Raw genomic sequence first — 26224 nt, 5'->3', positions numbered from 1 at the left:
TAATTCTACCTTAATTCCCATTCTTTCGCTCCAGAGCCTCCAAAAATCTACAGAAATTCCAACAAGCTGTCCTTTTTCATTTATAAAGGTAAATGGTGGATAGTCTTTATCTATAACAATCTTTAAACTATTTTCATAATTAACCTGAGGAAAGATAGAGGTTATGATTAGAAGGCTAAAAAATATCAAAAAACTTTTAATTTCTTCATCCCAATTCTCCCCCTAAAAACTAAGTATATAGTATCATAAAAAGAGGTTTGATTGCAAAGGGGGAGAAAAAGGACAAAATTTTAAAAGAGGGAGGGGAATTTTTTCTCCCCTATTTCTCTCTTACAAAATTTTCAATTTTCTCTACAATATCCAAAAAACTTTTTGAAATTTCAGAATCTTTATCTTCAAGAAGGAAGGGATGTCCTACATCCCCACTCTCACTTATTCTTACATCTAAAGGAATTTTTCCCAAGAATGGTACTCCTAAATCTCTTGCTATACTTTCGCCCCCTCCACTACCAAAAATATCCACCCTTTTTCCACAGTATGGGCATACAAAGCCACTCATATTTTCTACAATTCCAATTACTGGCAAATTAAGGGCTTTTGCAAAATTTACAGACCTTCTTACTACTTTTTCAGAGACTTTTGAGGGAATAGTAACAATAATAGCTCCATCAGGATTTGGTAGTTCTTGTGCAATACTTAGAGGCTCGTCACCAGTTCCTGGGGGAAGGTCAATGATCAAAAATTCCAAATCCCCCCATGCAATATCCGATATAAATTGTCTTATTAACTGTGCTTTTAAAGGTCCTCTCCAAATTATTGGAGAGTCCTCATCCTTCACTAAAAAACCAGCAGATGCTACTTTAATTCCTAAGGGACCACTTGCAGGTATAATCCCCTCATCATACTGATACATTTTCTCTGAATTCATATTAAAAAGTTTAGGAATGCTATAACCATGTATATCCGCATCCAAAATCCCTACTTTATTCTCGTAACCTTTCAATGCAAAAGCAATTGCAAGATTTGCAGAAAAAGTGCTTTTTCCTACCCCTCCCTTTCCACTCATAACTATTATCTTATGTTTAATATTACCCTTCATTTTTTCTTCTCCTTTCCTCAATCAACTTATGATGTTCTGATCCTTCCCTTACTAAAACCGAACCACATTTTGGACATCTCTCCTCTCTACATGGAACTCCAGGAACATGCTCCTTTTTATAACCACATTTAGGACATATACAATATCCTACAGGACCTAATCCTTCCATATTTTTAACCTCCCAATATATTCAATCTACATATATTGACTAAATTCACAATAGCATATTTTAAACCACGCAGTTTATAATGTCAATTGACAAAACTTTCTTTTTAAAATAGCATATAAAAGTTTTCATTCAAGGAAAGGGAGGAGAAAAAATGGCTGGTAGTTTTCCAAAAACAAAAGAAGAAATCTTAAAGTATATCAAGGAAAATGATGTCTATTTTGTGGAAATCTGGTTCACAGATATCTTGGGATATTTGAAAAGCTTCACTATAACAGCCCATGAGTTAGAAAAAGCCTTTGAAGAAGGACTTGGTTTTGATGGCTCCTCAGTTAGAGGCTTCACAAGAATCGATGAAAGTGATATGATCGCCTTCCCAGAACCAGAAACCTTCACCATCTTACCTTGGAGACCTAAAGATAAAAAGGTCGCAAGAATGTTTGCTACTATTGTAGAACCAAGCGGAAGACCTTTTGAGGGAGATCCAAGATATGTGCTAAAAAGAGTATTGGAAAGAGCTAAAAATATGGGATTTACTTTCTATGTGGGTCCTGAATTGGAGTTCTTCTACTTTAAAACATCTAATCCTTCCCCTGAGGTTTTAGATTGGGGAGGTTACTTCGATCTAATCCCAAGAGATGAGGCTATTGATTTGAGACATCAGACTGTTTTGATGCTTGAGGAAATGGGAATTGAAGTGGAGTTTACCCATCATGAGGTAGCCCCCTCTCAACATGAAATTGATTTTAGATATGCAGAGGCTCTAAAAATGGCTGATACTGTTATGACTGCAAGATTGGCTATAAAGGAAGTGGCATATCTTAATGGAGTCTACGCTACCTTTATGCCAAAACCTTTATTTGGACAGAATGGCTCTGGAATGCATGTCCATATGAGCTTATTTAAAGAGGGAAGAAATGCCTTCTTTGATCCTAATGATAAATATCATCTTTCTGATACTGCAAAGCATTTTATTGCAGGCTTATTGAAACATGCAAAAGAGATAACCCTTATTACTAATCAGTGGGTAAATTCTTATAAGAGGTTGGTCCCTGGATACGAAGCCCCCGTTTATATCTCCTGGGCATTAAGAAATAGATCAGATTTAATAAGGGTTCCTATGTATAAGCCTGGAAAAGAGGAGGCTACAAGAGTTGAGTATAGAGCTCCTGATCCTGCATGCAATCCATATCTTACCTTCGCAGTAATGCTTTCTGCAGGTCTCGAAGGAATAGAGAAGAAATATCCTCTTCCTGAGCCGGTTGAAGAAAATGTTTATCATATGAGTGAAGAAGAGAGAAGAAGAAGAGGAATAGAAAGCCTTCCTGGCAGTTTAATTGAAGCTATAGAGCTCACTGAAAAGAGTGAACTTGTTAGAAAAACTTTGGGAGATCATGTATTTACAAACTTTATAGAGAACAAAAAGATTGAATGGGATAATTACAGAAGACAAGTGACAGGATACGAGCTTGAGACTTATTTGCCAGTGCTATAAAAATTTGGGGTAGACTTTAGTCTACCCCTTTAGATTTATTAACAGCAAAATATTTAATACAAGGACAATTATAAAGGTTAAAATTAAAAGTAGCTTTTCTATACCCTTGTTGTGATATTTTCCCATTACCTTCTTACTTGATGTCAATGTGATCTGGGCAAGAATTGTAAAAGGAAGCTGTATGCTCAAAATTGCCTGACTTATAATAAGCCCTTTGAAGGTGTCCTTTAAAAAGAAAATTATTAGGGTTGCAAAGAATAAAGATGAAATAATTCCTAACCTTGAGTGGTTGTCCTTTGTGTCAAAAGGCTCATTGGAATAACCTGCCACAACAATTCCAGAAGAAATTGCTGCAGTAATAGAGGAAGAAATTCCAGAAAAAAGAAGTGCAATAGCAAAAACTAAAGAGGCAAAATTTCCTAAGAGAGGTTTTAAAGTTGCCTGAGCTGATTCAAGCTCTGTCACCTGTATGTTAAATTTATAAAAAACTTGACTTGCCACTATAATCATTGAAGAATTTATAAGAAATCCTACAAACATGGAGAATATTGTGTCAAGGAATTCATAAGAAAGTTGCTTTTGAATTACCTTTTCATCCTCAAGATTAAATTGCCTACTTTGAATAACCTCAGAATGCAAGAATAAATTGTGAGGCATAACTACAGCACCAAGAACACTCATGATAATAAGCTCAGAACCTTTTGGAACCCTTGGCACAAACCATCCTAAAATTACCTCTTTTACATTAATTCCCACAAGGAAAAGCTCTATAATAAATGAAATACCAATAAGACTTACAAATCCAATAATAATGCGCTCAATTTTTTTGTAAGAATTTGTCAAAACAAGATATACAATAAAAATACTTACAATCACAGAAGCAATTTTTATAGGTATGTTAAAAAGCATTTTCAAGCCAATTGCAGCACCAAGTATTTCCGCAAGTGCCGTAGAAACAGTAGCAAGATATGCAGTTAAAAGGACAAATCGAGAAATATTCTTAGGGAAATATTTATTTATAGATTCTGCAAGACAAAGACCCGTTACAATCCCAAGATGGGCAGAATTATGCTGAAGAATAATAAGCATTATTGTAGAAAGAGTAACCATCCACAAAAGCTTGTACCCATACATTGATCCTGCGGAGATATTAGATGCCCAATTACCTGGATCTATAAAGCCAACTGTTACAAGAAACCCAGGACCAATGTACTTAAGGATTTCTAAAGCTTCAAGCCTTGGCTTATGTTTTGAAAATAAATCTTTAACCCTCTTCATAGATTACTAATTGATTATATATAAAAAAAATAAAAATTGTATATTGACAAAAATTTTTTGTCATTATATCATATGTGCAGTTAGCACATATGTAAATAAAAGGAGGTTGATAAAAATGAAAATAGCAATTGCGTCTGATGATGGAAGGACCATTTCCTCCCACTTTGGGAGAACAAGAGGATTTGTAATTTTTGAGATTGAAGATGGAAAGGTTCTTGGAGAGGAGTATAGACCAAATACATTTACAGGACATGCTCGGGGACTCCATCATTCTGGTCATGGTCACTATGATACCCATGGAGATATTATAAACGCCTTAAGAGACTGCAATGTGGTTATCTCCCATGGGATGGGAAGAAGATTATATGACGATTTAAGATCCGCAGGTATTCAAGTTATCGTTACAGAAGAGACTGATGTAAAAAGAGCCTTAGAGCTATACCTCTCTGGCAACTTAAAAGATTTTCCTGAGCTTACTGATTAAATTTTTTAAAAGGTGGATAGAATGGATGTTGGAGATATCTACCTAATCTTTGCTTTTTCCTTTTTATTACTTTCTGCCTTAAAAGATAAGAAGAAAACAAAAGATAACGCTTGACTTTTTAATTTTATGTGCTAATATGTGCATATGAATAGATACGCAATGATATTTAAAGTGCTATCTGAAGAAAAGAGATTAAAAGTTTTGCTTCTCCTTTTAAAAAGCAAAGGGGAATATTATGTGTGTGAGATTGCAGATGCTTTGGGGGAGAATCATTATAATGTCTCAAAATATCTTTCAGAATTAAAAAGGGAGGAAATTGTAAAGGAAAGAAGAGTTGGGAAAGGGGTGCTTTATTCTATTAAAGAGCCTGACAATGAGTTCAAGAGTTATCTTTTTAAGGCTCTTGAAAGTATACCTGATGAATATATAAAAGAAAATTTGGAATTATTGAATCTGAGGACAAGATTTAGGAAGGAAAATAGATGTGTTATTTTGAAATCCCATGAATGGGAAAAAATTATAGAAAAGAGGGATCTTTTATGAAGAAAATTTGTCCTTGCTGGTGGCATGGTTATTAAATTTTAAGCCTTATAAAAATATATATAAAAAGTTCCAAGGAATAAACAAATTTTAATGCAAAGGAGGAGAAAAGAGATGTCAAAACATTGGTATCCAATTATAGACTATGAGAAATGTATATCCTGTCTCTCCTGCGTAGAATTTTGTCCTCATGGAGTTTACGAGGTAAAAGATGGAAAACCATTTGTAGCTCATCCTGAAGAATGTGTTGATTTTTGTAAGGGATGTCTAAAGGGTGCTTGTCCAGTAGGAGCAATTAGCTACTTTGGAGATAAAAAGATGGAGTTAGCAGCAGATGGAGGTGAAAAATAATGAAAGGACTACTATTATGTGTATGTCAAGGGACTTGTCCATCTTTCCAAGGAATGAACATATTTGAGATTTTAAATACCATCAGGAGAGAGGGATTAGTAGATTTTGTAGCTTTACATCCACAGCTTTGTGCTGATGACGGAGAGAACTTCTTAAGTATTCTTGCAAAGGATGGAGAAAAAATTGAGAAGTTATATGTAGCAGGATGCGATCCCAAAATGCAGGTAAAAATGTTTAGGGATGCCTTCGAAAAGGCAGGATTTGATAAAACAAAACATTATGGGGTAGATATTCGCAACATGAATACAGAGCAAGCACTTTCAGTTATAAGAGAGCTTATAAAGAATTCATAAAATTTAGGGGGAGGTTTCTTCCCCTTATCTTTTAAGGAGGTTTTTAAAATGAGTGAAGAAGTTACTCCTAAAGAAGGAGCAAATTTACTTCCTGTTTGTACAAAGGAACCAGAAAAGTTAGATATTATTTTTGTATGTGATGGGGCTGCCAGTGTTGGACAAATTGGGCATGAAGTAGGAGTTAGACTAACAAATATGAGTGGACCTGCCCGTATGTGTTGTACCAGTGCTGTTGCCGCAGGTTCGGAGCCCCATATAAATGTAGGCAAGAAGGCAAGAAGAGTTATAGTTATAAATGGATGTGCTAATAAATGTGTAACAAAGATTATGGAAAAGAATGGTATAAAAATTGATTTTGATTACACTTTAACAGAATTAGGAATTAAAAAGATTCCTACTTTGGATTTTAGTGAGGATGAAGTAGAAAAGATTGTGAATATTATTCTAAAAGACCTTACCTAATTAACTGCTCTTTTTATCAATAGAATAGCCCCCAATAAGAGAGGAATTTTTCCAAATTACTGAATGGGGGCTATTCTCTCTTTGGGAAAATATTCTTGCTACAAAAACTTCTAAAAAGATTTGTATTTATTTAAGCTCCTCTAAGAAGTCCTTTTGTAGTAAATTTTTTATTCCTTAATCCTTTCTAAAGAAAGGGGCTTATTTTTTTCTTTTTTAACCCATTTATAATGTTCATATACGAGATTCAATAATTTTTCATCAAATTCCTTTAGCTCAGATGGCAACTTCCCCTCTTCAAACATCATAAGCATTTTATCTAAAGTATTATAATCTATACCTATGGAGAATTCGTCCGTAATTCCTGGCAAAAGGTCTAGAGAGGGTGGCTTTTCAAACTAAATAATTCATCCTCTCTGCATAAAATTATAAAAGAGCCATTCTTATTCTGTGTTTTATTCTATGATAGGCAATACCTTCATAAAACCAGTTTAATTTTATATTTATTTTCTCCTTTAAAGCAAAAAATATGGGTTTTCCTAAAATTTTACTATATTCTCTATATAAATATCTAACTGCTCTCCTCTTTAAAGGTCTAAACAAAAGAAGCCACAAAGGTATAGTTTTATATACTCCTAATACCCATAAAGCCTTTGTTAGAGAGATAATTTTATAAGGAATTCCAAGGGTTTCTACAACAAGTAATGCATCCTTTTTAGAAGATGGCTCAGAATCCATCTCAGGCATTATAAGGGCAAAAACTCTCTCTTTTCCTACAGCCTCCCGAAGAAGATAAGATACAACACAGGAATCAATTCCCCCGCTTACTCCTACAACATACCCCTCTTTTCCTTCCTCTTTCAACTTTTCCCTTAAAAAATTAACTATTCTCTCCTTTTCTTTTGATATATCCATGATTAGGCGCCAGGTCTTCAAAAAATTTTTTAATTTCTATTCTACCATCCTTTTCAATGCTCTCTAAAACAATAAATTTAGGCTTTTCCCTTTTTAAAGCTAAAATTAGATTTTCAGTAGCTATACTTGCCATATTCTCTATTGCCTCCTTTGTATGAGCCCCTATATGGGTGGTAACAACAACATTATCCAAAGAAAGAAGAGGAGAGTTTTCAGGAGGCTCTTTTTCAAAAACATCAAGCCCTGCTCCCAAAATCCTTTTATCTCTTAAAGCCTCATAAAGAGCATTCTCATCAATAATTCCACCTCTTGAGGTATTAATTATTATGGCAGAATTCTTCATAAGACTAATTTCCTTCTTAGATATTAAATGGTGGGTATCCTTTGTTAATGGTACATGAATAGAAATAATATCAGAGCCTTTCAAAAGCTCCTCCATACTTACATATTTCACATTTTCCCTTTCTGCCCATGAGTAATCTGGATAAATATCATAACAAAGAATATTCAAATTGAACCCCTTTAAAAGACTTACTAATCTCTTCCCTATACTTCCCGTTCCTATAATTCCCAGAGTTTTTCCATAAAGCTCATATCCCACAAACCTTCCCCAAAAACCTTCCCTTGCCTTCCTATCGGATACATGAATATTTCTAAGTACACAAAAAATGAGTCCTAATGTGAGCTCTGCAACAGCATTACTATTTGCACCTGGTGTATTTGTAACTATAATTCCCATCTTTTTGGCAGTTTCAAGATCTATGTTATCAACTCCAACTCCATACTTAGATATAACCTTTAGTCTTTCCGCCTTCTCCAAAACCTTCTCTGTTATGGGATCTATTCCTACTATTATCCCATCTACATCCTTAATAAGGTTTATTAACTCCTCCTCCTTCAAAACCCTTTTATATGGATGTGAACTACCATCCACCTTGAACAGGTGTAGGCTTCCTGATTCATCGGCCAGACTTGCCACCATGGTTTTATCCATGGCAGTAGAGGTCCAATCTCCACAGGCGTAAATTCGGGTGGTCCCCACCCTACTACTTCTTATACATCTATATCCATAGTCTCTTAAGTTCTTTCCTGCGTTCTCGTCCCTGTCATGAACTTCTCCACATTCAGGACATTTCCATACTCTATCTCTTAATTTCAGCTCTTTATAAATGTATCCACATTTACTGCACATTTTTGACGATGGAAATGTCCTATCTGCTTCTATTAATTCCCTTCCATACCACTCTGCCTTGTACCTTAGAAAATCTATAAACCTTGCAAAACTGCTATCCAGAACATACTTCGAAAGCTTTGTCCTTGATAAACCATTTACATTCAAGCTCTCAACCACCACGACTTGATTCTCGTCTATGATGGCTTTCGATATCTTGTGCATAAAATCTTCTCTTGTATTTTTTACATATTCATGCTCTTTTGCAAGCCTTTCTCTTGCTTTCTTCCAATTCTTAGAACCTTCCTTCTTCCTCGCAAGCTGTCTCTGTAACCTTTTCAGTTTCTTTTCAGCTTTGATTAGATATCTTGGGTATTCAATCTTCAAACACTCTGAATCATTCACAACTGTTGCAAAACTTTTCAACCCTAAATCTATCCCACAAATAAAATTCTGTGGTTCTTTAATTTTATTCCTCGGGTCCTGTACATCTACAAGTATGCTCACATAATACCTGCCTGCTTTTGTTTTAACAACTGTTGCTGATTTTATTCTGCCTTCAAACCTCCTGTGAAATTCCGCTTTTATTGCACTTTTTATCTTCGGTAAATATAAAAGCCCTTTTTCAAAATCTACCCTGATTGTCTCACTTCCACTTTTGGTTTTCTGATTGTTTGTCGTGTATGACTGTTCATCTTTCTTCCTCTTGAACTTCGGAGGGCTAAAATGTTTCGGATTATTGAAATGATCCTTAAATGCTTTCTCTTGTTGAAGCTGAACATTTGCAAGAGCAAGACTATCAACTTCTTTTAAAAAAGGATACTGCCTTTTGTACTTTGCTGGAGTTATCCTTGGAATTTTCCTATCCCGTCTTAATGCTTCAAGCTTTTCTTCCAGCATCATGTTCCATACAAATCTGCAACAACCAAAGGTCTTTTCAAAAAACTCTATTTGGTCTTTGTTCGGACATATACAATACTTATATGCTTTCAACATTTCCTTTTTTTACTCCTTCAGCTGAAGCACCACCACTTGTGATAAGACAATAACTTCTTGACTAAAAATATTCCTTCCAAAGCTTTTGCTTGATTTTTAGCTTTTATGAACTTAGAAAGTGGCGTTGTAGGAGTTGCCTTGAATAGAACATGAATATAGTCTTTCTCGTGATTCCACTTAATCAGAGTTTTCAAATTTTATCATCTATTACATCTCTTCTATATAATGTTTATTAGTATCAAACTTCATAATTATCACCAGGTCTATTGTATACTAAAACAAATTATTTATCAATCGCAATTCATCTCTATCTTACAGAAGATGGAGACTCCTTTCGAGTATATTAAACTTAAAATCTATGTTTTCTAAAAATACATGAACTCTACAAAGAGGTCCTGAAAGTCTTTACGAGATGAAAGCTCAGTATATTTAACCCTTTTAGATAAGAGTTCTGCAATTTTTTTATAATGCTTATTTAAAAGTACAAGTTCTGCTCCCTTTAAGGATGAATTTCCAACTGGAATTACCTTTCTCCTTTCTATCTTAGGGATTAAACCCACCTTAATGGTATTCTCAATATTTATAAAGCTCCCAAAGGCACCTGCAAGAAAAATCTTATCCACATCTTCTACTTTTATACCTGCCTCCCTTAATAATATTTCAATACCAGACCTTATAGCGGACTTTGCCAACTGAAATTCTCTAATATCCTTTTGCAAAATCTTCACATTTCCAAGCTCTATTTCTCCGCCTTTGATTTTTCCTGTATTATCAATAAGCCCAAGTTCCAAGCCTTTTGCTACCACGTCTATTAATCCTGTCCCACACATTCCCCTTTCCCTACTTTCACCTATAGTACTAAACCGTAACTTTCCTTCATCAACCCAAACATGATCAATAGCTCCCTCTTCTGCATTCATTCCCATACTAATATTTCCCCCTTCAAAAGCAGGTCCACATGCAGTAGCGCAAGAATAAATAATATCACCACTTTTTAAAACAATCTCCCCATTTGTTCCCATATCTATAAAAATAACATTTCCATCCTCCCTCCAAAGCTGAATAGCCAATATACCAGCCAAAATATCTCCCCCAACATATCCAGATATAAGAGGGAAGGTATATATTTTAGAAAAAGGATTTATATTATGAAAATTAAGAGAAAGGGCATCAAAGGTTAGAGAAGATGTAAACACAGGAATGTAAGGAGAAAAAGATATGGATTCTGGATTTACACCAATGAAAATGTGTGTCATAGTAGGATTTCCAGATAAAGCAATCTCATATATATCCGATAATCTCTGAAAGTTTTTGAGTCTCTCCTTAATCTCAGAAACAAGAGTATAATTTAGTGTATCTATTCCTCTCTCATTCTCCATAGTATACCCAATAAGGGAAATAACATCCGCCCCAAAAACATTCAAGGGATTTCTAAAGGAGGTATTCCAGATCTCTCTCCCATTAGATAAACTTAATATTTTCATAACAATAGTGGTTGTGCCAAGATCTATGGCAAGCCCCAAAGGATCATTAAAGCTTTCTTCTCTTATATCAATGATCTCATCCTTATAAACTATGACGTTCCCTAAAAAATTATTATTTTTAAAATAATCAGGAATCTTTCTTATCAAAAAGATATTAGCAATTTTGTATTTATTATCAAAGTAAGAAAGAAGTCTATCATGATAAGAAGTTTGATTAGTAAGATCAGGCTTTTCTAATTTAAAAGCTTTAACCTTAACCTCAGGGTTAATAGGATAATAAGCTTCCAATAAAAAATTAGTAAGGATATTTATATTTCTCTCATCCTCTAAAGGGGCAACATAAACTTCATCCTCTATAAAAACCTGACATGCAAGACGCACATTATTTTTTATCTCATACTCTCTTAAAAAGGATTTTTCTACTTCTGTAAGAGGAGAAACATTACCTTTCTCTATCTTTACTTTGCACTTACCACATAAACCTTTCCCTCCGCAGGGCGCAGAAATTTTAACTTTCTCTTTTTGAAAGATTTTTAATAAATTTCTCTCATCACTTATAAACACTTTATCCTTATAAAATACTTTATAATTTTTCATTGTAATCTTTGACTGCAGAGAAGAAAGCCTCAATATTTTCTAAAGGAGTTCTATAAGGAATATCACAACCTGAAGATATCACAAAATTTTTATAATCCTTCAATTCTTCTAAGAGATTAATAGTTTTATTATAAATCTCTTTTACTTCTCCTTTCATAAATACATTAACAGGATCTAAATTGCCCATAACAATAATATTTTCAGGAACCTTTCCTATTATATCCTTTTTCAAATCTACCGCATTTCCAAAATGAAGTATTTTACTACCTGTAGATACCATAGAATCTACAAGTTTCTGAGTATTTCCACAATTATGAAGTATTACAATAAAATGTTCATCCTGCAAATTATCAGTTATTCTTTTAATATAGCTTGAAGAAAACTCATCACAAAACTTAGGAGATAAAAGACCTGCTGCCGGTTCTGCTATCAATACTCCTTTTGCTCCCAACCTCTTCATCTCTTTTCCATATGAGAGTAAAAACTCAAAAGTTTTTTCAAGAAGTTCGTGGACTTTTTCTGGCTCTTCAATAAGGTTTACCATTATTTCATTAATATCATATAACCTTATGGATAAAGAAAAGGGACCTATCATGCTTCCAAAAACAGGAATTCTTGGATTTTCTTTTAAAACCCTTTCTAAGGTTTCAAGAACAATTTTAGTTCTTTTTCTGCCAACTTCAGAAACCTTAATGTATTTTATATCTTCTAAACTACTAATTAATGGTTTTTTAACCTTTGGTACCTCTTCCTCTTCAAAATCTATACTACATCCGAATTCTTCCGCCTCTACAGAAAGGTCCATTGCAGTTGCAACTCCATACACATCAAACTTCTCCATTATCTTCATTAAACAAAGATAATGTATCTCTGAATCTGTAAGCATTTGAGCCACATTATAACCAAGGATTTTTAAAATAGGATATGTAAGAATTGGGAAAGAAAATCTTTTGGGATAGTTTTCATAAATTCTATTGATCCACTTATTCATAAAATTCCCCCTTATAAAAACGTTTTTATAATGATAACCTATAAAAACATTTTCATCAAGTATGTATGTGATAAAATATAAAAAATTGTAAATAGGAGGTGATTTTTTGCAATTTGTTAAGATTTTACTTGTATTAACCCTAATTCTTCTTCTCACAGGATGTGCTCCAAAAACTTTAGGAGGTGAAGAGGTGATTATTTCAGGAGAATTTGATGCTCAAATAACAATTGATTCATCTTCTGAAAGAACCCCAATAAGTCCATATATTTACGGAGCTAACCAAGATATAGAAGGAGTAAACCATACAGCAAGAAGAATTGGAGGAAATAGATTAACAGGATATAATTGGGAAAATAATTGTTCCAATGCAGGTTCAGACTGGTACCATAGTAGCGATTATTATCTCCCATGGGTAATGGGCATACCTCAAAACCAATATAACATTCCTGCCATTGTGATACAAAAGTTTCATGAAAAGTCCTTAGAGATAGGGGCATACAGTGCTGTTACCTTACAGATGGCAGGATATGTAGCAAAGGATGCTAACGGAGAGGTTAAGGAGAATGAAACTGCTCCCTCCCCAAGATGGGCAGAAGTAAAATTCAAAAAGGACTCTTCTCTATCTCTTACTCCAGATACATCAGATAACTATGTTTATATGGATGAGTTTATAAACTTTCTCACAAATAGATATGGTAGAGCAAATACAAATAATGGAATAAAAGGATACTTACTTGATAATGAACCAGATCTATGGAATTCCATCCATCCAAGAATTCATCCTAACCCTGTTACATGTGATGAATTAATATCTAAATCTGTATCCCTTGCGCAGGTTATTAAAGAAATTGATCCGTATGCAGAAGTATTTGGATACGAATCCTATGGATTCATGGGATTTCTTAGCCTACAGAATGCTCCTGATTGGTCCAGTGTAAAAAGGAAATCATAGATGGTTTATAAGCTATTACTTAGAAAAAATGAGAGAAGAGTCTCAAAAAGCTGGAAAGAGGCTTTTAGATGTACTTTCTCTCCATTGGTATCCAGAAGCAAGAGACCCAAATGGAGTAAGAATATGTTTTGATGGAGAAAACAATACAAGCCCAGAGATGAGATATGCAAGAATGCAAGCCCCAAGAACCTTATGGGATCCAACTTATAAAACTACACAAAAGGGACAAATTACAGCAGGAGAAAACAGTTGGATAAATCAATGGTTTCCTGAATATCTACCTATACTAACAAATATAATAAACGATATAAACACATACTATCCAGGGACAAAACTTGCTATTACAGAATTTGATTATGGAGGAAGAAATGATATATCAGGTGGAATTGCCCTTGTAGATGTGCTTGGTATTTTTGGAAAGTATGGAGTATATCTTGCCACAAGATGGGGAGATAGTGGAACCTACGCAAAAAGCGCCTATAACATATATCTGAACTATGATGGAAAGGGCTCAAAATATGGAGATACATGTGTAAAGGCAGAAACCACAGATGTTGAAAACTTACCTGTATACTCAGCTATTCACGGAGAATCTGATAATAAATTACACATTATCATAATAAATAGAAATTTAGATAAAGTAGGAAAAGTAAGTATAGTTATTAATAATGCAAGCAAAAACTATTCTACTTCAGTTATATATGGTTTTGACTATTCATCTCCTGAAATAAGAAAAATGGGAGAGGTAAATAATATTCAAAACAATAGCTTCCAAATAAATATTCCACCTCTCACTGTTTACCATTTAGTATTGGAATAGTCATTTAAAATACAGGGAGGGGGGTCAACTCCATTGGTTTGATATGAGCCCCCTTTATTAAGGCTATTCCTAAAGATATATCTATCCAATCTTCTTCTAATACTTCTAAAAACCCTTCATCATACCAATTTAAGAAATCAGATTGGCTCCAAGAAAAAATAGCAACTTCCCTATTAACCCCGTCAAAGATTGTTCTTCCTATTACTTCTCCGATTTTGTTAAAACTATCCCATATCTCCATAACATTTGGAATTGGGAAAATTTTAGGTTTTATAAAATATTTCTCTCCATTTATGGTCCATAGATCATAGAGGGAGTAAAAAACTCTGGGATGAGAATTTATATTTATAACGCTTACACCAAACAAATCTTTTACCTTCAAATAAACAGGAGCTAGAGCCCTTAACTTTCCAAGTCTTTTTACAAAATGAGTAACAATATTTCTATTTTCATCCTTTGCAAAAGCAACAAATTTACCATCATAAGAAAAAATATTAAAAGAGGCAAAAGGACTTAGTACTCCAGAATCTCTTTTTATTATAAACTTTGTATCTTTAAAGATCATGGTTTATTATAATATGAAATTTTCTATAATCAAAATATGATTAATTTAAGATTTCATCATCTTTTATGTTTTCTTGGATTTAGAGGATTAGGATATGGAGAAAACTTTGTAGAAAATTTCAAGAAGATATATACAAAAGTTATCTTTGAAAACACCAAAATAAATCTTATTTTAGATCCAGATTAAATATGTAAGGGCTGTCCTAATCTCATAAACAGTGTGTGTAAATTTGAAGATAAGGTTAAAAAATTAGATACAAAGCTCTTGGAGTTTTTGAAGAAAAATGGATTTACAAACTTCCATAACATTTTACCAAGCGAGGTTTACACTATTTTAACTAAACTTTCCATAGAAGAATTTGAAAATATCTGCAGAGATTGTGAATGGTTCAAATTAGGATATTGTAAGGAAGGACTCATTAATTTAAAAAAACAAAAATAATTAGAAAGTGAGGGAAAAATATACTCTCTTTTTTAAAATTTTCCCTCTTGACAATGTTAAGGTATTGTAAAAGCTATGTTTTAGAAATAGATGTTTTCTAAAAGAAAGATTTTAACATAATTTTAATAAGGGTTGATTTTTTGAATGGATTTGGTATAATATAATTGCCACAGGCATCAAGGGGTCCGATGGAGGACCGTGGCAAGGCTCCCTGTGGCGGAGTAGGTCTCCTGACCTTTGGGAAAGGGGAAGTAGAGTTTCCCTGATTACTGAAGGAGATAAAGGAGGCTGAAAGCAAAGGGGGTGATTGCCATGAAAATCCGGAGGGTCCGTTGAGCCTGTGGCTTCTTTTTTTATAAACTCAAACCTTCCCCATTTCTAATAATCTGGTATAATATCTCTGTGGTACAGGTAATACTTAAGAAAAATGAACATAAAAATGTAGTAAAGGGTTTTCCCTGGATCTACTATAATGAGATAGATAAAATAATTGGCGAATACGAACCTGGGGATATTGTAGATATTTTGGATTCAAGCAAAAGTTTCATTGGCAGGGGATATATTAACCCAAAATCTAAAATTACAGTTAGAGTACTCACAAGAAAAGACGAGGAAATTAACAAAGACTTTTTTTATAGAAGAATATTACAAGCATGGGAGTATAGAAAAAAAGTAGTAGATACTTCTTCATGTAGAGTAGTGTTTGCGGAGGCAGACTTTTTACCAGGACTGATAATTGATAAGTTTGAAGACATTTTTGTAATTCAAACCTTAACCTTAGGAATTGACAGGTTTAAAGATGTAATCGTGGATGTTCTGAATGAAATCTTTAACCCAAGAGGAATTTATGAGAGAAATGATGTATCCGTGAGAGAAATAGAAGGGCTTCCTCTTCAAAAGGGATTTCTTAAAGGCAACTTTGATACAAAAATTTTGATTATGGAGAATGATGTAAACATTCTTGTAGATGTAGAAAACGGTCAAAAAACTGGATACTTCTTGGATCAGAGAGAAAATAGAGCTATGCTAAAAAATATTGTTAACAATGCTGAAGTATTAGATGCATTCTGCTATACTGGATCCTTTGCCATTCATGCTTGCAAATATGGAGCGCAAAAGGTGACGGCAGTTGATATATCTTCAGACGCATTAGAAATTGCCAAAGAAAATGCTAAAATAAATAGCTATGAAGATAAGATTGAGTTTATTGAGAAAAATGTTTTTGATCTACTAAGGGAATATCATAAAGAAAAAAGGCAATTTGATGTGGTAATCTTAGATCCTCCTGCTTTTACAAAATCTCAAAAGACTGTAGCAGATGCTTTAAGAGGATATAAAGAAATAAATTTAAGAGCCATGAAAATATTAAGAGAGGGAGGATTCTTAATAACCTGCTCCTGTTCTCAGCATATCACAAGGGAACTTTTTGAACAAGTTATTGAGTCTGCCAGTGAGGATGCTAATAGAATTTTAAGGCTTGTAGATTTTAGAACTCAGGCAAAAGACCATCCAATACTTCTCTCATACCCTGAATCCTACTATTTAAAATGTGCCATATATCAGGTGCTTAAAAAAGATTGAAATGCTAAATATGTAGTGCTAACCTTTGACGATGGACCAAGTATTGACCCAGATCTAACTCCCAAAGTACTTGATGTTTTAGAAAAGTATAATATTTCAGCTCCCATCTTAGAAAGAGCAAAAAGACTTGGCTGTGAATTTGGTAACCATTTAGTATACAGGGCAAACACCAAGATTTTTCCGACCACCAAATCTCGCTGTGAATAACCTGATGTTTGAATGCATATACCTCACCCTACGCCTCAAACTTTAGAAATAATTATTCCTGAATTATTAAAGCAAGGATATAAGTTTTTGACCTCCTCTCTGCCTCACAGAGACGAGGATTCCTGACAGCTCGATTCAGGCTGTCTTCCCAGCAGAATTTCTCATCCACGGATGGGTGTTCCATTCTACTGGGCAACGCAGGTGCCATCTGAATCTCACACCTGTGGGGCAGGCCAATCGCCCTACTACCAGGAATTTTATCCCTGTATACTTTTTGTAGATGTTTATAGCCCCAACTCCGTCCCTGTGGTACCTAAATCCACATTCTCCGCATTCATAGTTCCTGTTTCGTGGTTTGTTTTTACTTCCGCATACAGGACAAACTTGTGATGTGCCATTCTCCTTTACATACACAATATCTATCCCTACAAACCCTGCTTTCTCTCCTATCCTTCTTGCCACTTTTCTAAACATCCATTGATGAATTTTCTGATTTGCTACCTTCCCATACTTCGCTTCATTTCTTATACCTTTTAAATCACCTATCACAATTGTTCCTATGTTATTTTTCACACAATACCCTATCAAATGGGATGTATATTTTTCCAATACATCCCTGATTTGATTTCTGATTTTCTTTAAAATTTTTCTCTTGGCTCTCTGGAGTCTTTTCCATCTCTTTGAGCCTTTCTTGCATTTGGACAGTTTGTTTTGTATCTCCCCAAGTTTCTTGTTTCTGTATCTTATCAGCGAATTCAAAATTCCACCATTGTATATTGTTACTCGTTTCCCATCAAAGCATGTCATCGGATGTATTATACCAAGATCTATTGCAATTGTTTGGGCTTTTTCAGAGTTTACCTGCTTTTTTGGAAATTCTACTACTACATGCATATAATACTTGTTCTTATCTTTATGGTAGATAAGTTCTGCATACTTAGGTCTTGCTTCAAAATCCTCAACTTTTATTACTATCCTTTCTGCTCCTTTCATGTTTGAAAAAATTAGATTGCTACCTTCTTGTTTTATCGCTGAGCTTTTAAAACATACTTTGTTGTACTTCTTACTTTTGTATGGTACTCTTATCTTTGAAACATCTTTATTTTTCTTTTCTGTTTTCTTAACCTTTTTTAGGGTTGCAGTATATGCTGTCCATGCTTGTTGATATGCCGCCTGTTTGCTCTGACTGTGCAGTATAAAACCTTTCTTATGTATCCACCATTCCATGTATCTGTCAAATGTCTTTCTTGAAATCTTTATGGCTTTTTTATTCATTCGTTTCAGAAAACTTACAGCTTTGGAGTAGATTTTTCCAGACTGCTGGGAAAGTTGTTTTGCAAGGTTTTGATACTCTTCTGTAACTGGCACAATATATGTCTTATCCATCTTCCTCTACCTTCTTACTTCAGGGTCTTTTAGAAACTTAGCATGTCGTGTTGATTTGTAGGTATTCATTTTCGGTTCTCATTTTCAATAATTGCATTCATCCCCACCTGAAAGGACGAGACTTTCTACAAAATTTTTTGTAACTCTATCTAAGCTCTTTGAAATTAAAGGAATTAACCCCACCCCCAAAGACAAGAAATTATGGGTCTACGTACAATAGGCTTGAATTTATTTTTAAACTTCTTCTAAGAGACTTGTAAAGGTATCGTGATGATCTTCTTCTTCCTCAAGAATGTCCTCAAATATTTTGGCAGTAGTAATATCTCTCATCTTTCTTATCTTGTTCCAACATTTCCTTTAAAGTTTTTCCAACAAATATTTTTTCTGCATGTTTCATTTCTTGGATTGCAACAGTTTCTCTTCCAAACGCTCTTTAACCCTCTTAATAAACTCTTCTGTGTATACATATCTTTCCACTTTGGGCTCTGCTAATGGCTGAATATCCTTTGTCATTATACCACTTTCTATGGTCTCAATAACAGCCCTTTCTAACTTATCCGCAAAATCACATACTTCTTTTGTATTATCTAATTCTCCCCTTTTTCTTATACCTCCTGTCCACGCAAAAATTGAGGCGGTTGGATTTGTAGAAGTAGGATTTCCTTTTAAATATTCGTAATAATGCCTTCTAACAGTTCCATGGGCTGCCTCAAACTCAAACTCTCCTTCAGGAGAAACCAAAACAGAAGTCATAAGTCCTAAGCTTCCAAAACCTGCTGCTATCATATCTGACATTACATCTCCCTCGTAGTTCATACATGCCCACAAAATTCCACCCTCATGTTTAATGATCTGTGCTACTGCATCATCTATTAAAAAATATCTATAACTTATTCCTACTTTTTCAAAATCCTCTTTTCTTTTATCTACCTCTTCCTGAAAAATCTCCTTAAAATAACCATGGTATACCTTAGATATAGTATCTTTAGCGGAAAACCAAAGATCCACTTTTTCACTTAGAGCATAATTTATACATGACCTTGCAAAACTCCTAATGGATTTTTCTGTATTATGGAGGACCATAAATACACCATTTCCATCAAATTTATGCACAATATGAGTCTCTTCTCCTCCATTACTAAGAAGAACCTTTAATTCCTTTTCTCCCTCCACTTTATACTCAAAGGCACTGTAAATATCTCCATAGGCATGCCTACCAATTATTATGGGCTTTTTCCATGTTCTTACAAAGGGAGGAATGTTTTTAACAATGATAGGTTTTCTAAAGACTGTACCATCTAAGTAAGCTCTTATAGTTGCATTAGGACTTTTCCAAGCCCTTTTTAAATTATATTCTTTTACTCTTTCTGCATCAGGTGTTATTGTGGCACACTTAACTCCAACTTTATACTCCTTAATCGCTTTAGCCGCCTCTAAGGTAACCTGATCATCAGTCTTATCCCTATTTTCTATACCCAAATCAAAATATTTAATAGGAATGTCCAGATAGGGGAAAATGAGCTCTTTCTTTATCATGTGCCACATAACCCTTGCCATTTCATCCCCATCTAATTCTACAATCGGATTTTTAACCTTTATCAAATCTAATCCCTCCTCAAATTTTACAATATATTAAAGGTTTGAAGAGCATCCTCAAATATGGGAAGATATTGATCATAATTTGCTGTGGTGGAAGTAAAAGTAATAGCATAAAGTTTGCCATTCTTAAATATGTAAACTTGTTTCTGCTTTAGAGAAAATATCTGATATTCAAAAGTATATTCTATTTCATAAGCCTTAAGATTATTTACTAATATTTCTTTCTGGGAAACTATATTAAAGGAATCGAAACTTGCAGAGAGCTCTTCTAAAACTGCTTCTAAAAAGCTATCAATATTAGAATAAAAATCTTCATCGCTGAGACCTTCAACAGGAGTCACCCCAATGTTTATATTAGTTGCAAAACCAAAATTTATAGGTCCTCTAAATATAACAGCAACTCTATATGGACTTCCTTCTAATACCTCCCAGCCCTCAGGTGGAACAATGGAAAAACCATTTTTCTCATCCACATAGGCTTTTGTCTCTGCAAAGGCAAAACTTAGAAGAAAAAGGATTAAAAAAATAGGTATTATATATTTTCTCATTTTACCTCCTCCTAATTTTCTTAGAATTATACCATCTTATCTTTAAATTATCCTTCACATATTTTAAATCCTTTGAAGTTTTGAATCTAACCTCATAATCCTCTTTCGGATAAAGATGGAAGTAATTATCCTCCCATTTTGCTCCATCAAGCTCTAAGGCTACAAATAATGCAGTTACTTTTGAATTAAGCCTTATAACATACTCATCCTTTTGTTTCCTTATCTCATACTCAACTTCTGCCTTAGGAAGCTTCAAATGTTTAAATTCCGCAAAGAAATACTCATTTCTATCTACAATCTCTCCATCCTTAATAAGCCTTACAACAATAAACTCATTATAAACTTGAGGTTTATACCTAAAGGAGAAAACTTTTATACTACTATTTGCAGGTATAGTACAATTAACGGTATAGCTTCTTTTCCTTCCGCCTCTAAAGCTTAAAACATCTATTTTAAGCTTTCCTTCAAAATCCTTTAAAGTATCATTTATTCCATAGATGATGATCTCTCCCTTATTTTCTTTAATTGTGACCTTTATATCTTTCAATGCCCTCTTTAAAAAGTAATAAGCAGGCTTCTCCCTCTTATAGTAGTCTATAATGCTCCATGAGACTACAGGCCAACAATCATTCCATTGCCACACTAAAGCTCCTGATGTATTAAACTTATTGCTTCTCCAATGTTCCATTCCAGTTTTCACTGCCAAGCCCTGTACTATCTGAGTAAGATATATATAATCTTCCATATCTGATGTGATAGGGAAATGCTCTGCCAAAAATCTTATGATCCTTTCTGTGCCATTTATCTGCTTGTTATGAAATTCCATCTCCATACTTTGAGGATAATATTCATCAAGAGATGAGAGAAAATCAATAATAGTTTCCTTATGAGGAGGCGCCTGAAAACCAAACTCACTTATAAACTTTCCATTATCTTTTAAGTAACCTTTATAATCTTGCCATCCTGCCCAAACTATCCAATTATGCCTATCTCCTTCCTTTTCACTATTTGGATCTTTTCCTCCATAGGGACTACTTGGCCAATAGGGTCTCGTTAAATCAAGCCTGGCACAAACATCAGGAAGAACCTTATGATAAATGATCTCTCCCCAGAACTTTTCTCTTTCTCCCCACCAATGGGCATAAAAGCCCCAATCATTCTCATTATTTCCGCACCAAATCACAATTGAAGGGTGATTTCTCAACTTTTTTATGATGATCTCTGCCTCTTCTTCTACCTTCTTTAGAAATTCCTCATCCTCTGGATATTCTGCACAGGCAAACATAAAGTCCTGCCATACCATTATCCCTAACTTGTCACATAAATCATAGAAGATCTCATTCTCATAGATTCCTCCGCCCCAAACCCTAAGCATATTAACTCCAATTTCCTTCGCCCTTAAAAGTAGCTCCTCATAATCTTTTTCTTTTAAGCGGGGAATAAAGGAGTCTGAAGGAATCCAATTGGCTCCTTTTGCAAATATGGGAATATCATTCACATAAAAAGTAAAACAACTTTCATCATTTTGATCTTGAGTTACTAAATCTACCTTCCTTATAGCAAACTTCTGCTCTTTCCTATCTAAGATCTCTCCCTTCTCATCTACTAAAACCAACTGAAGAGTATAAATGGGTTGATCTCCATATCCATTGGGATACCAAAGTTTTGGATTTTCTATAATCAAAGGTATTTTTACAATGATCCTTCCTTCTGGAAGAGTAAATCTCAACTTTTTATCTAAAATAGGCTTATCTAAAGAAATTCTTAGTGGCACATCTATAGTAGCATTCTCCTGGAGCTCCATCTCAAGTTCCAAATTAATTTGGGCTCTTCCCTCCATGATCCCTACAGGAATCCATATATCTCTGATCCTTGCCTTCCTCCAAGCCCTTATATAAACAGGTCTCCATATACCAGAGGTGGCAAGTCTTGGTCCCCAATCCCAACCAAAAGAATACTGGGCTTTTCTTCCAAATACACGAGGTGCAAATTCTCCCCCTCTTAACTCTACTGGATAATTCTTAGCCCTTTCTTCCAATACCCTTTTAGGTGAGTGGAAAAGCACTTCTAATGTATTTTCTCCTTCTTTCACATAGGGCTTAATGTTGAAACTCCATGGAATAAACATATTGTCAGTTTCTCCAACCTTTTGTCCATTCAAAAAGATCTCAGAAAAAGTATCAAGACCTTCAAAATAAAGCTCTAAATTGGGGAATTCAAGAAATTTTTTATCAAGATTAAAAGTTTTTCTATAGATCCAATCTTCCTCTTCTACCCATCTAACCTCTAATTCATTTAGCCCAATAAAAGGATCAGGGATTAAATCATTCTCTAATAGATCAAGATGCACACATCCTGGCACTTTTGCAGAATACCATTTAGAATCATCTTTCCTCTTAAAAAGCCATCCTCCATTAAGATCAAGCAACTCCATAAATCCCTCCACAAAACGAGATGTTTTTTTTGATTATAACATAAAAAGCTTAGCGGGAATAATAAGTTAAGGCATAATTTCCACTTTCCTCTAACTTATAATAAATATTTTGATAATTATTACTCGCCTCTACCCAATTCCAAATATCATCCCAATTAGTATAAGAAGGTTGCCATTGAATAGCTTGATAGGGTTTGTTATTGTATGGACAAATCAAGGTTTCAGAAAAATATTCACTATTATATAGAAAATACGTAGTAAAAGCCCATGCGTCTTGGGAATAAGTTTTGTACTTTAACTTGTAAATTTCTAACCCTTCTTTTATTAGTTTCATGTTATGAAGCTGTGCATTTCTTTTTGCCTGATGAATAGCATCAAAATATAAAGGAAGGGCAATTGCGGATAAGATTCCTAAAATCAAGATTACTACCAAAACCTCTAATAAAGTAAATCCATCTCTCATAAATTCCCCCTATTGTTTTTTAATAGAGAGAGCCCTCTTGGGATTATCTATTAATAACTTTTGAGAAAGAGCCTTAGAAAAATATTTTTCAAGCTCTGGAATAAGTTCTTTCTCAATGGTTGTGTAGGGTCTAAACCTTTCTTTACCTCCATCCTTTTCTCCAACATTATACCAACCTGCATCATGAGAGATCAAAAGCCTATCTTCAACCCCTTTTTCTACAGCCTTTCTAATTAAATCAACATGGTATTCTAAAGGTCTTCCTCCAACTGAATCAAACTCTATAAAACACCCTTCCTCTGCCAAATTCCATATAACCTCTTTTTCTATACCATCCGCATGAACTATGATCAGAGAAGAAGTGGGAACATCATAATCTTTTATAATAGACAAAACCTCCAAAGCACATTGAGCTTCTCCTGTATGGCATGCTATAGTAAGCCCTGTCTCATGATAGGTAAGACAAGCACTTTTCACAATTTTCTTCTCTATTTCTCTCAATGGTCCTGGGTCAACACCAATTTTTATGAACCCAGGTCTGACACTCCCATTTATACCATTCTTCCATTCTTCTATCCAAATGTTAGAAATTTCCTTCTCAGTCATATCATAGGCAAATCTCGGAATATATTTATCATTTCCTGCACAATAAAATCCTGTATTTGTAATAATATTCAAGCCTGACATATTAGAAAGCTTTAAAAGTAATTCTGGATCCCTTCCGATATAAGCAGGAGTACAATCTACAAAAGTCTTATAACCCAATTCTTTTATCTCTAATAAATAGGGAAGAACTATCTCAACAACCTCATCTATAAAATATCCCTTATCCTTGCTAAACTCTGCTCCTCTAAAATCTACCAAGATGTGCTCATGAATTAGGGTTTTCCCCAAATCATCATCCTCTATTTTCCCTCTCACAGTCATTATCATAAAAATTCACCCTTTTTGAGTATTATAACTATTTCTAAAAAATAATTCAAATAGAGAGATAGAGTGCCTTTATTTTTCCACGATGAATTTTATTAATTCCAGCATTTTGTAATTCAAAATCCAATCAATATTTCTAATAGAATGGAGAATTTGTCCTTTCATTTTAATCCAAGCAGGACCATCGGTAACCCATATGAAGGAGATATTTAGATTTCTTGCTAAATTAGATAATTCTTCATAACTTTCTGATATAGATATTTCCTTACTCCCTGATATATTATAAAAACTGCACTCAACAATTGCTATTGGTCTTTCTAAATTATCTTTATAAATAGTAAAATCATGAGTTTTAGTCTTGAATTTTGTATGTTGTTTATATAATGAAAAATTTGTATCATTCCTTAATATTTTATAAGATCTAAGAATTTTTCTTAGCTTTCCCTCTACCATATCTTCAAAAATCTTTCCACTTCTATTTTTCCTTGCATTTGTATCAATACCCACTTCTACACCCATTAGATAATCATATAAATCCTTTATCTCTGAGAATAGAGCCAATACCCCTACCTTCTCAACAAATTCTGTTATTTTTTGAAGGGAAGTTTCATCAATATTATTAATATCTAAATCTATCCTAATAAGTTCCTCTAAATCAGGATCAAAAATATCTATATGGGAATTTTTTATTCTTTCCGCAATAAGTACCGGAATTACTTTAACTACCCTTGGATATTCCTTTATTATTTCTATAAACCTTTCTTTTCTCTGATTAGAAGGAACCCGAGAAAGAGTATTTAATAATGATATTTCATTGAGATATCTAAATATGTTCTCTTTGACCTTTTCCCAATCTACAAAATATTCATAAGTTTTATTGCTTGGAAGAAGGGTACTAAAAAAGTAATTTGCATATTCATCAAGGCTGTTAAATCCTAACTTTTTGTATTTATCTGGCTCTTTCACCATTTAATACTAAACTTGTACTTTTTATATTCTTTTGTATCTTCAGGTTTTCTAAATACAAATATATGTTCATGAGAAATTAGGTAAAAATCATAATTTCTAAAACTCCATTTTTCTCTTGTAGTCTTCATATTCCATTGGACCTTTATAATATCTTCCTTCAAAATAAAACCAACATCTAAAAAAACTTCCATAACTCTAAAAGCAAGAGGAATATAATGCTTGTGTTTCCTTGTATCTCCAATTAATATGGCACATATCTTACCAGGCTTTAATACCCTAAAAGCCTCTTCAGCAACTTTTCTCATTTCAAGTAAATACTCTTCAAGGGGAAGCTGTGATAAATCATTCTCAAGCCTATTCTTTTTTGAATAAGAGATTATATTAGCATAGGGAGGGTGAGTGGCTATAAGATCTATACTGTCATTTTCAATTTTATCTAAATTTCTCGCATCTCCAAAGTAAGTTTTAATAATAGGCTCTTTATACTCCTCTAAAAGGGGATTGTAGGAAAAATTCAGTCTGTCTCTTGCCAACATAACTGCACTTAAATTTATATCTACCCCTATAGCATTTCTTCCCAAAAGCTTTGCCTCTACCAAAGTAGTTCCACTTCCCATCATCTGGTCCAAAATCCAATCTCCCTTTTGAGAATATTTTAATATTAGGTTTCTCGGGATGTAAGGGGACCAATTCCCTCTATAATCTCCCACATGGGTAGCCCAGCTTCCTCTCTCTGGAAAGCTCCAAACGGTACTTTTTTCTAATTCATACTCCTCAGGGGGAGAAAAGCTCTTAATATTCCAGGTTTTCCTTAGCTTTATCTGAACATCTTCAATAACAATGATGTCATTTTCTTTAATAAACTCAAGATATTCCTCTTGAGTTACCTCTTTCATCTCTACGTATTTATTTTCTTTTGTAGCTTTCCTTCGTATTATCTTCATGTTTTT

23 protein-coding genes and 7 pseudogenes are annotated in these 26224 nt (G+C 34.0%); 10 read left to right on the top strand and 20 right to left on the bottom strand.

Annotated features, from left to right (window positions below):
* From CBR30_07190 to CBR30_07180, 3 genes are all read right to left on the bottom strand, one after another.
* The coding region (locus tag CBR30_07190) for a hypothetical protein (protein ID PMQ01274.1) at positions 1-201 on the bottom strand (201 nt) is incomplete at its 3' end.
* A gap of 118 nt (positions 202-319) precedes the next feature.
* Entirely contained in the window at positions 320-1099 is a 780-nt protein-coding gene (locus CBR30_07185) for an ATP-binding protein (GenBank protein PMQ01265.1), read from the bottom strand.
* The gene (locus CBR30_07180; protein PMQ01264.1) at positions 1089-1268 is read right to left on the bottom strand and encodes a ferredoxin; all 180 of its coding nucleotides are present in this window, start codon (positions 1266-1268) and stop codon (positions 1089-1091) included. Before CBR30_07180 ends, CBR30_07185 begins: the two co-directional genes overlap by 11 nt.
* A 151-nt stretch (positions 1269-1419) precedes the next feature.
* On the opposite strand from CBR30_07180, the gene CBR30_07175 reads away from it, so the two are divergent.
* Positions 1420-2760: a glutamine synthetase gene (locus tag CBR30_07175; GenBank protein ID PMQ01263.1), complete on the top strand. Its 1341-nt coding sequence runs from the start codon at positions 1420-1422 to the stop codon at positions 2758-2760.
* 21 nt (positions 2761-2781) lie between these two features.
* On the opposite strand, the gene CBR30_07170 is transcribed toward CBR30_07175, so the two are convergent.
* On the bottom strand, positions 2782-4038 hold the full coding sequence (locus tag CBR30_07170; GenBank protein ID PMQ01262.1) for an Mg2+/Co2+ transporter: 1257 nt from the start codon (positions 4036-4038) through the stop codon (positions 2782-2784).
* A 115-nt stretch (positions 4039-4153) separates the two neighbouring features.
* Between CBR30_07170 and CBR30_07165 the strand changes: the two genes are divergently transcribed.
* The 5 genes from CBR30_07165 to CBR30_07145 all read left to right on the top strand — a co-directional run bounded on the left by CBR30_07165 (position 4154) and on the right by CBR30_07145 (position 6228).
* Positions 4154-4522 (top strand): iron-molybdenum cofactor biosynthesis protein, encoded by a 369-nt coding sequence (locus CBR30_07165; protein ID PMQ01261.1) that lies wholly within the window; start codon positions 4154-4156, stop codon positions 4520-4522.
* Between the two features lie 144 nt (positions 4523-4666).
* Positions 4667-5065: a transcriptional regulator gene (locus CBR30_07160; GenBank protein ID PMQ01260.1), complete on the top strand. Its 399-nt coding sequence runs from the start codon at positions 4667-4669 to the stop codon at positions 5063-5065.
* 111 nt (positions 5066-5176) lie between these two features.
* Positions 5177-5413: a 4Fe-4S ferredoxin gene (locus tag CBR30_07155; protein PMQ01259.1), complete on the top strand. Its 237-nt coding sequence runs from the start codon at positions 5177-5179 to the stop codon at positions 5411-5413.
* Positions 5413-5766 carry a heterodisulfide reductase subunit A-like protein gene (locus tag CBR30_07150; protein PMQ01258.1) on the top strand — a complete coding sequence of 118 codons (354 nt, stop codon included), beginning with the start codon at positions 5413-5415 and terminating at the stop codon, positions 5764-5766. Before CBR30_07155 ends, CBR30_07150 begins: the two co-directional genes overlap by 1 nt.
* 48 nt (positions 5767-5814) lie before the next feature.
* Positions 5815-6228 (top strand): zinc-binding protein, encoded by a 414-nt coding sequence (locus tag CBR30_07145; GenBank protein ID PMQ01257.1) that lies wholly within the window; start codon positions 5815-5817, stop codon positions 6226-6228.
* 167 nt (positions 6229-6395) lie between these two features.
* Here CBR30_07145 and nadE read toward each other — a convergent pair.
* The 6 genes and pseudogenes from nadE to CBR30_07115 all read right to left on the bottom strand — a co-directional run bounded on the left by nadE (position 6396) and on the right by CBR30_07115 (position 12535).
* Positions 6396-7140, bottom strand: a pseudogene (nadE, locus tag CBR30_07140) (NAD(+) synthase).
* Positions 7106-8134 (bottom strand): hydroxyacid dehydrogenase, encoded by a 1029-nt coding sequence (locus CBR30_07135; GenBank protein PMQ01273.1) that lies wholly within the window; start codon positions 8132-8134, stop codon positions 7106-7108. Before CBR30_07135 ends, nadE begins: the two are co-directional and overlap by 35 nt.
* A gap of 72 nt (positions 8135-8206) precedes the next feature.
* Positions 8207-9307: pseudogene (locus tag CBR30_07130) on the bottom strand (transposase).
* 64 nt (positions 9308-9371) lie between these two features.
* Positions 9372-9601 (bottom strand): annotated as a pseudogene (locus CBR30_07125) (IS200/IS605 family transposase).
* Positions 9602-9672: 71 nt separating this feature from the next.
* Positions 9673-11388 carry a 2Fe-2S ferredoxin gene (locus CBR30_07120; protein PMQ01256.1) on the bottom strand — a complete coding sequence of 572 codons (1716 nt, stop codon included), beginning with the start codon at positions 11386-11388 and terminating at the stop codon, positions 9673-9675.
* Positions 11375-12535, bottom strand: a complete 1161-nt coding sequence (locus CBR30_07115) for a methyltransferase (protein ID PMQ01255.1) — start codon at positions 12533-12535, stop codon at positions 11375-11377. The genes CBR30_07120 and CBR30_07115 overlap by 14 nt, the downstream gene beginning before the upstream one ends.
* On the opposite strand from CBR30_07115, the pseudogene CBR30_07110 reads away from it, so the two are divergent.
* Positions 12471-14151, top strand: a pseudogene (locus tag CBR30_07110) (beta-mannanase). The gene CBR30_07115 and the pseudogene CBR30_07110 overlap by 65 nt on opposite strands.
* 4 nt (positions 14152-14155) lie before the next feature.
* Here CBR30_07110 and CBR30_07105 read toward each other — a convergent pair.
* Positions 14156-14716, bottom strand: a complete 561-nt coding sequence (locus CBR30_07105; GenBank protein ID PMQ01254.1) for a hypothetical protein — start codon at positions 14714-14716, stop codon at positions 14156-14158.
* 36 nt (positions 14717-14752) lie between these two features.
* On the opposite strand from CBR30_07105, the pseudogene CBR30_07100 reads away from it, so the two are divergent.
* The 3 genes and pseudogenes from CBR30_07100 (at position 14753) to CBR30_07090 (ending at position 17071) form a co-directional block, all read left to right on the top strand.
* Positions 14753-15157, top strand: a pseudogene (locus CBR30_07100) (hypothetical protein).
* A gap of 402 nt (positions 15158-15559) precedes the next feature.
* Positions 15560-16738 carry an rRNA large subunit methyltransferase I gene (locus CBR30_07095; GenBank protein PMQ01253.1) on the top strand — a complete coding sequence of 393 codons (1179 nt, stop codon included), beginning with the start codon at positions 15560-15562 and terminating at the stop codon, positions 16736-16738.
* A gap of 15 nt (positions 16739-16753) precedes the next feature.
* A pseudogene (locus CBR30_07090) lies at positions 16754-17071 on the top strand (hypothetical protein).
* Positions 17072-17080: 9 nt separating this feature from the next.
* Here CBR30_07090 and CBR30_07085 read toward each other — a convergent pair.
* The 9 genes and pseudogenes from CBR30_07085 to CBR30_07045 form a co-directional block, all read right to left on the bottom strand.
* A complete protein-coding gene (locus CBR30_07085; GenBank protein ID PMQ01252.1) occupies positions 17081-18331 on the bottom strand; it encodes a transposase in 1251 nt (416 codons plus the stop codon).
* A gap of 234 nt (positions 18332-18565) precedes the next feature.
* A pseudogene (locus CBR30_07080) lies at positions 18566-18710 on the bottom strand (ferritin).
* Between the two features lie 14 nt (positions 18711-18724).
* Complete coding sequence (locus CBR30_07075; GenBank protein ID PMQ01272.1) at positions 18725-19888, bottom strand: isocitrate dehydrogenase (NADP(+)); 1164 nt, start codon at positions 19886-19888, stop codon at positions 18725-18727.
* Between the two features lie 65 nt (positions 19889-19953).
* Positions 19954-20478 carry a hypothetical protein gene (locus CBR30_07070; protein PMQ01251.1) on the bottom strand — a complete coding sequence of 175 codons (525 nt, stop codon included), beginning with the start codon at positions 20476-20478 and terminating at the stop codon, positions 19954-19956.
* A 1-nt stretch (position 20479) separates the two neighbouring features.
* Positions 20480-22912: a beta-mannosidase gene (locus CBR30_07065; protein PMQ01250.1), complete on the bottom strand. Its 2433-nt coding sequence runs from the start codon at positions 22910-22912 to the stop codon at positions 20480-20482.
* A gap of 49 nt (positions 22913-22961) precedes the next feature.
* Positions 22962-23375 carry a prepilin-type cleavage/methylation domain-containing protein gene (locus tag CBR30_07060; protein PMQ01249.1) on the bottom strand — a complete coding sequence of 138 codons (414 nt, stop codon included), beginning with the start codon at positions 23373-23375 and terminating at the stop codon, positions 22962-22964.
* A gap of 9 nt (positions 23376-23384) precedes the next feature.
* On the bottom strand, positions 23385-24308 hold the full coding sequence (locus CBR30_07055) for an aryldialkylphosphatase (GenBank protein PMQ01248.1): 924 nt from the start codon (positions 24306-24308) through the stop codon (positions 23385-23387).
* A gap of 69 nt (positions 24309-24377) precedes the next feature.
* Positions 24378-25274: a type II restriction endonuclease gene (locus CBR30_07050; GenBank protein ID PMQ01247.1), complete on the bottom strand. Its 897-nt coding sequence runs from the start codon at positions 25272-25274 to the stop codon at positions 24378-24380.
* On the bottom strand, positions 25268-26170 hold the full coding sequence (locus tag CBR30_07045; protein PMQ01271.1) for a DNA methylase: 903 nt from the start codon (positions 26168-26170) through the stop codon (positions 25268-25270). The genes CBR30_07050 and CBR30_07045 overlap by 7 nt, the downstream gene beginning before the upstream one ends.
* Positions 26171-26224: the final 54 nt, after the last annotated feature.

The sequence above is a fragment of the Dictyoglomus sp. NZ13-RE01 genome (assembly GCA_002878375.1).
Classification (GTDB): domain Bacteria; phylum Dictyoglomota; class Dictyoglomia; order Dictyoglomales; family Dictyoglomaceae; genus NZ13-RE01.
This window is presented reverse-complemented; position numbering and strand designations above follow the sequence as displayed.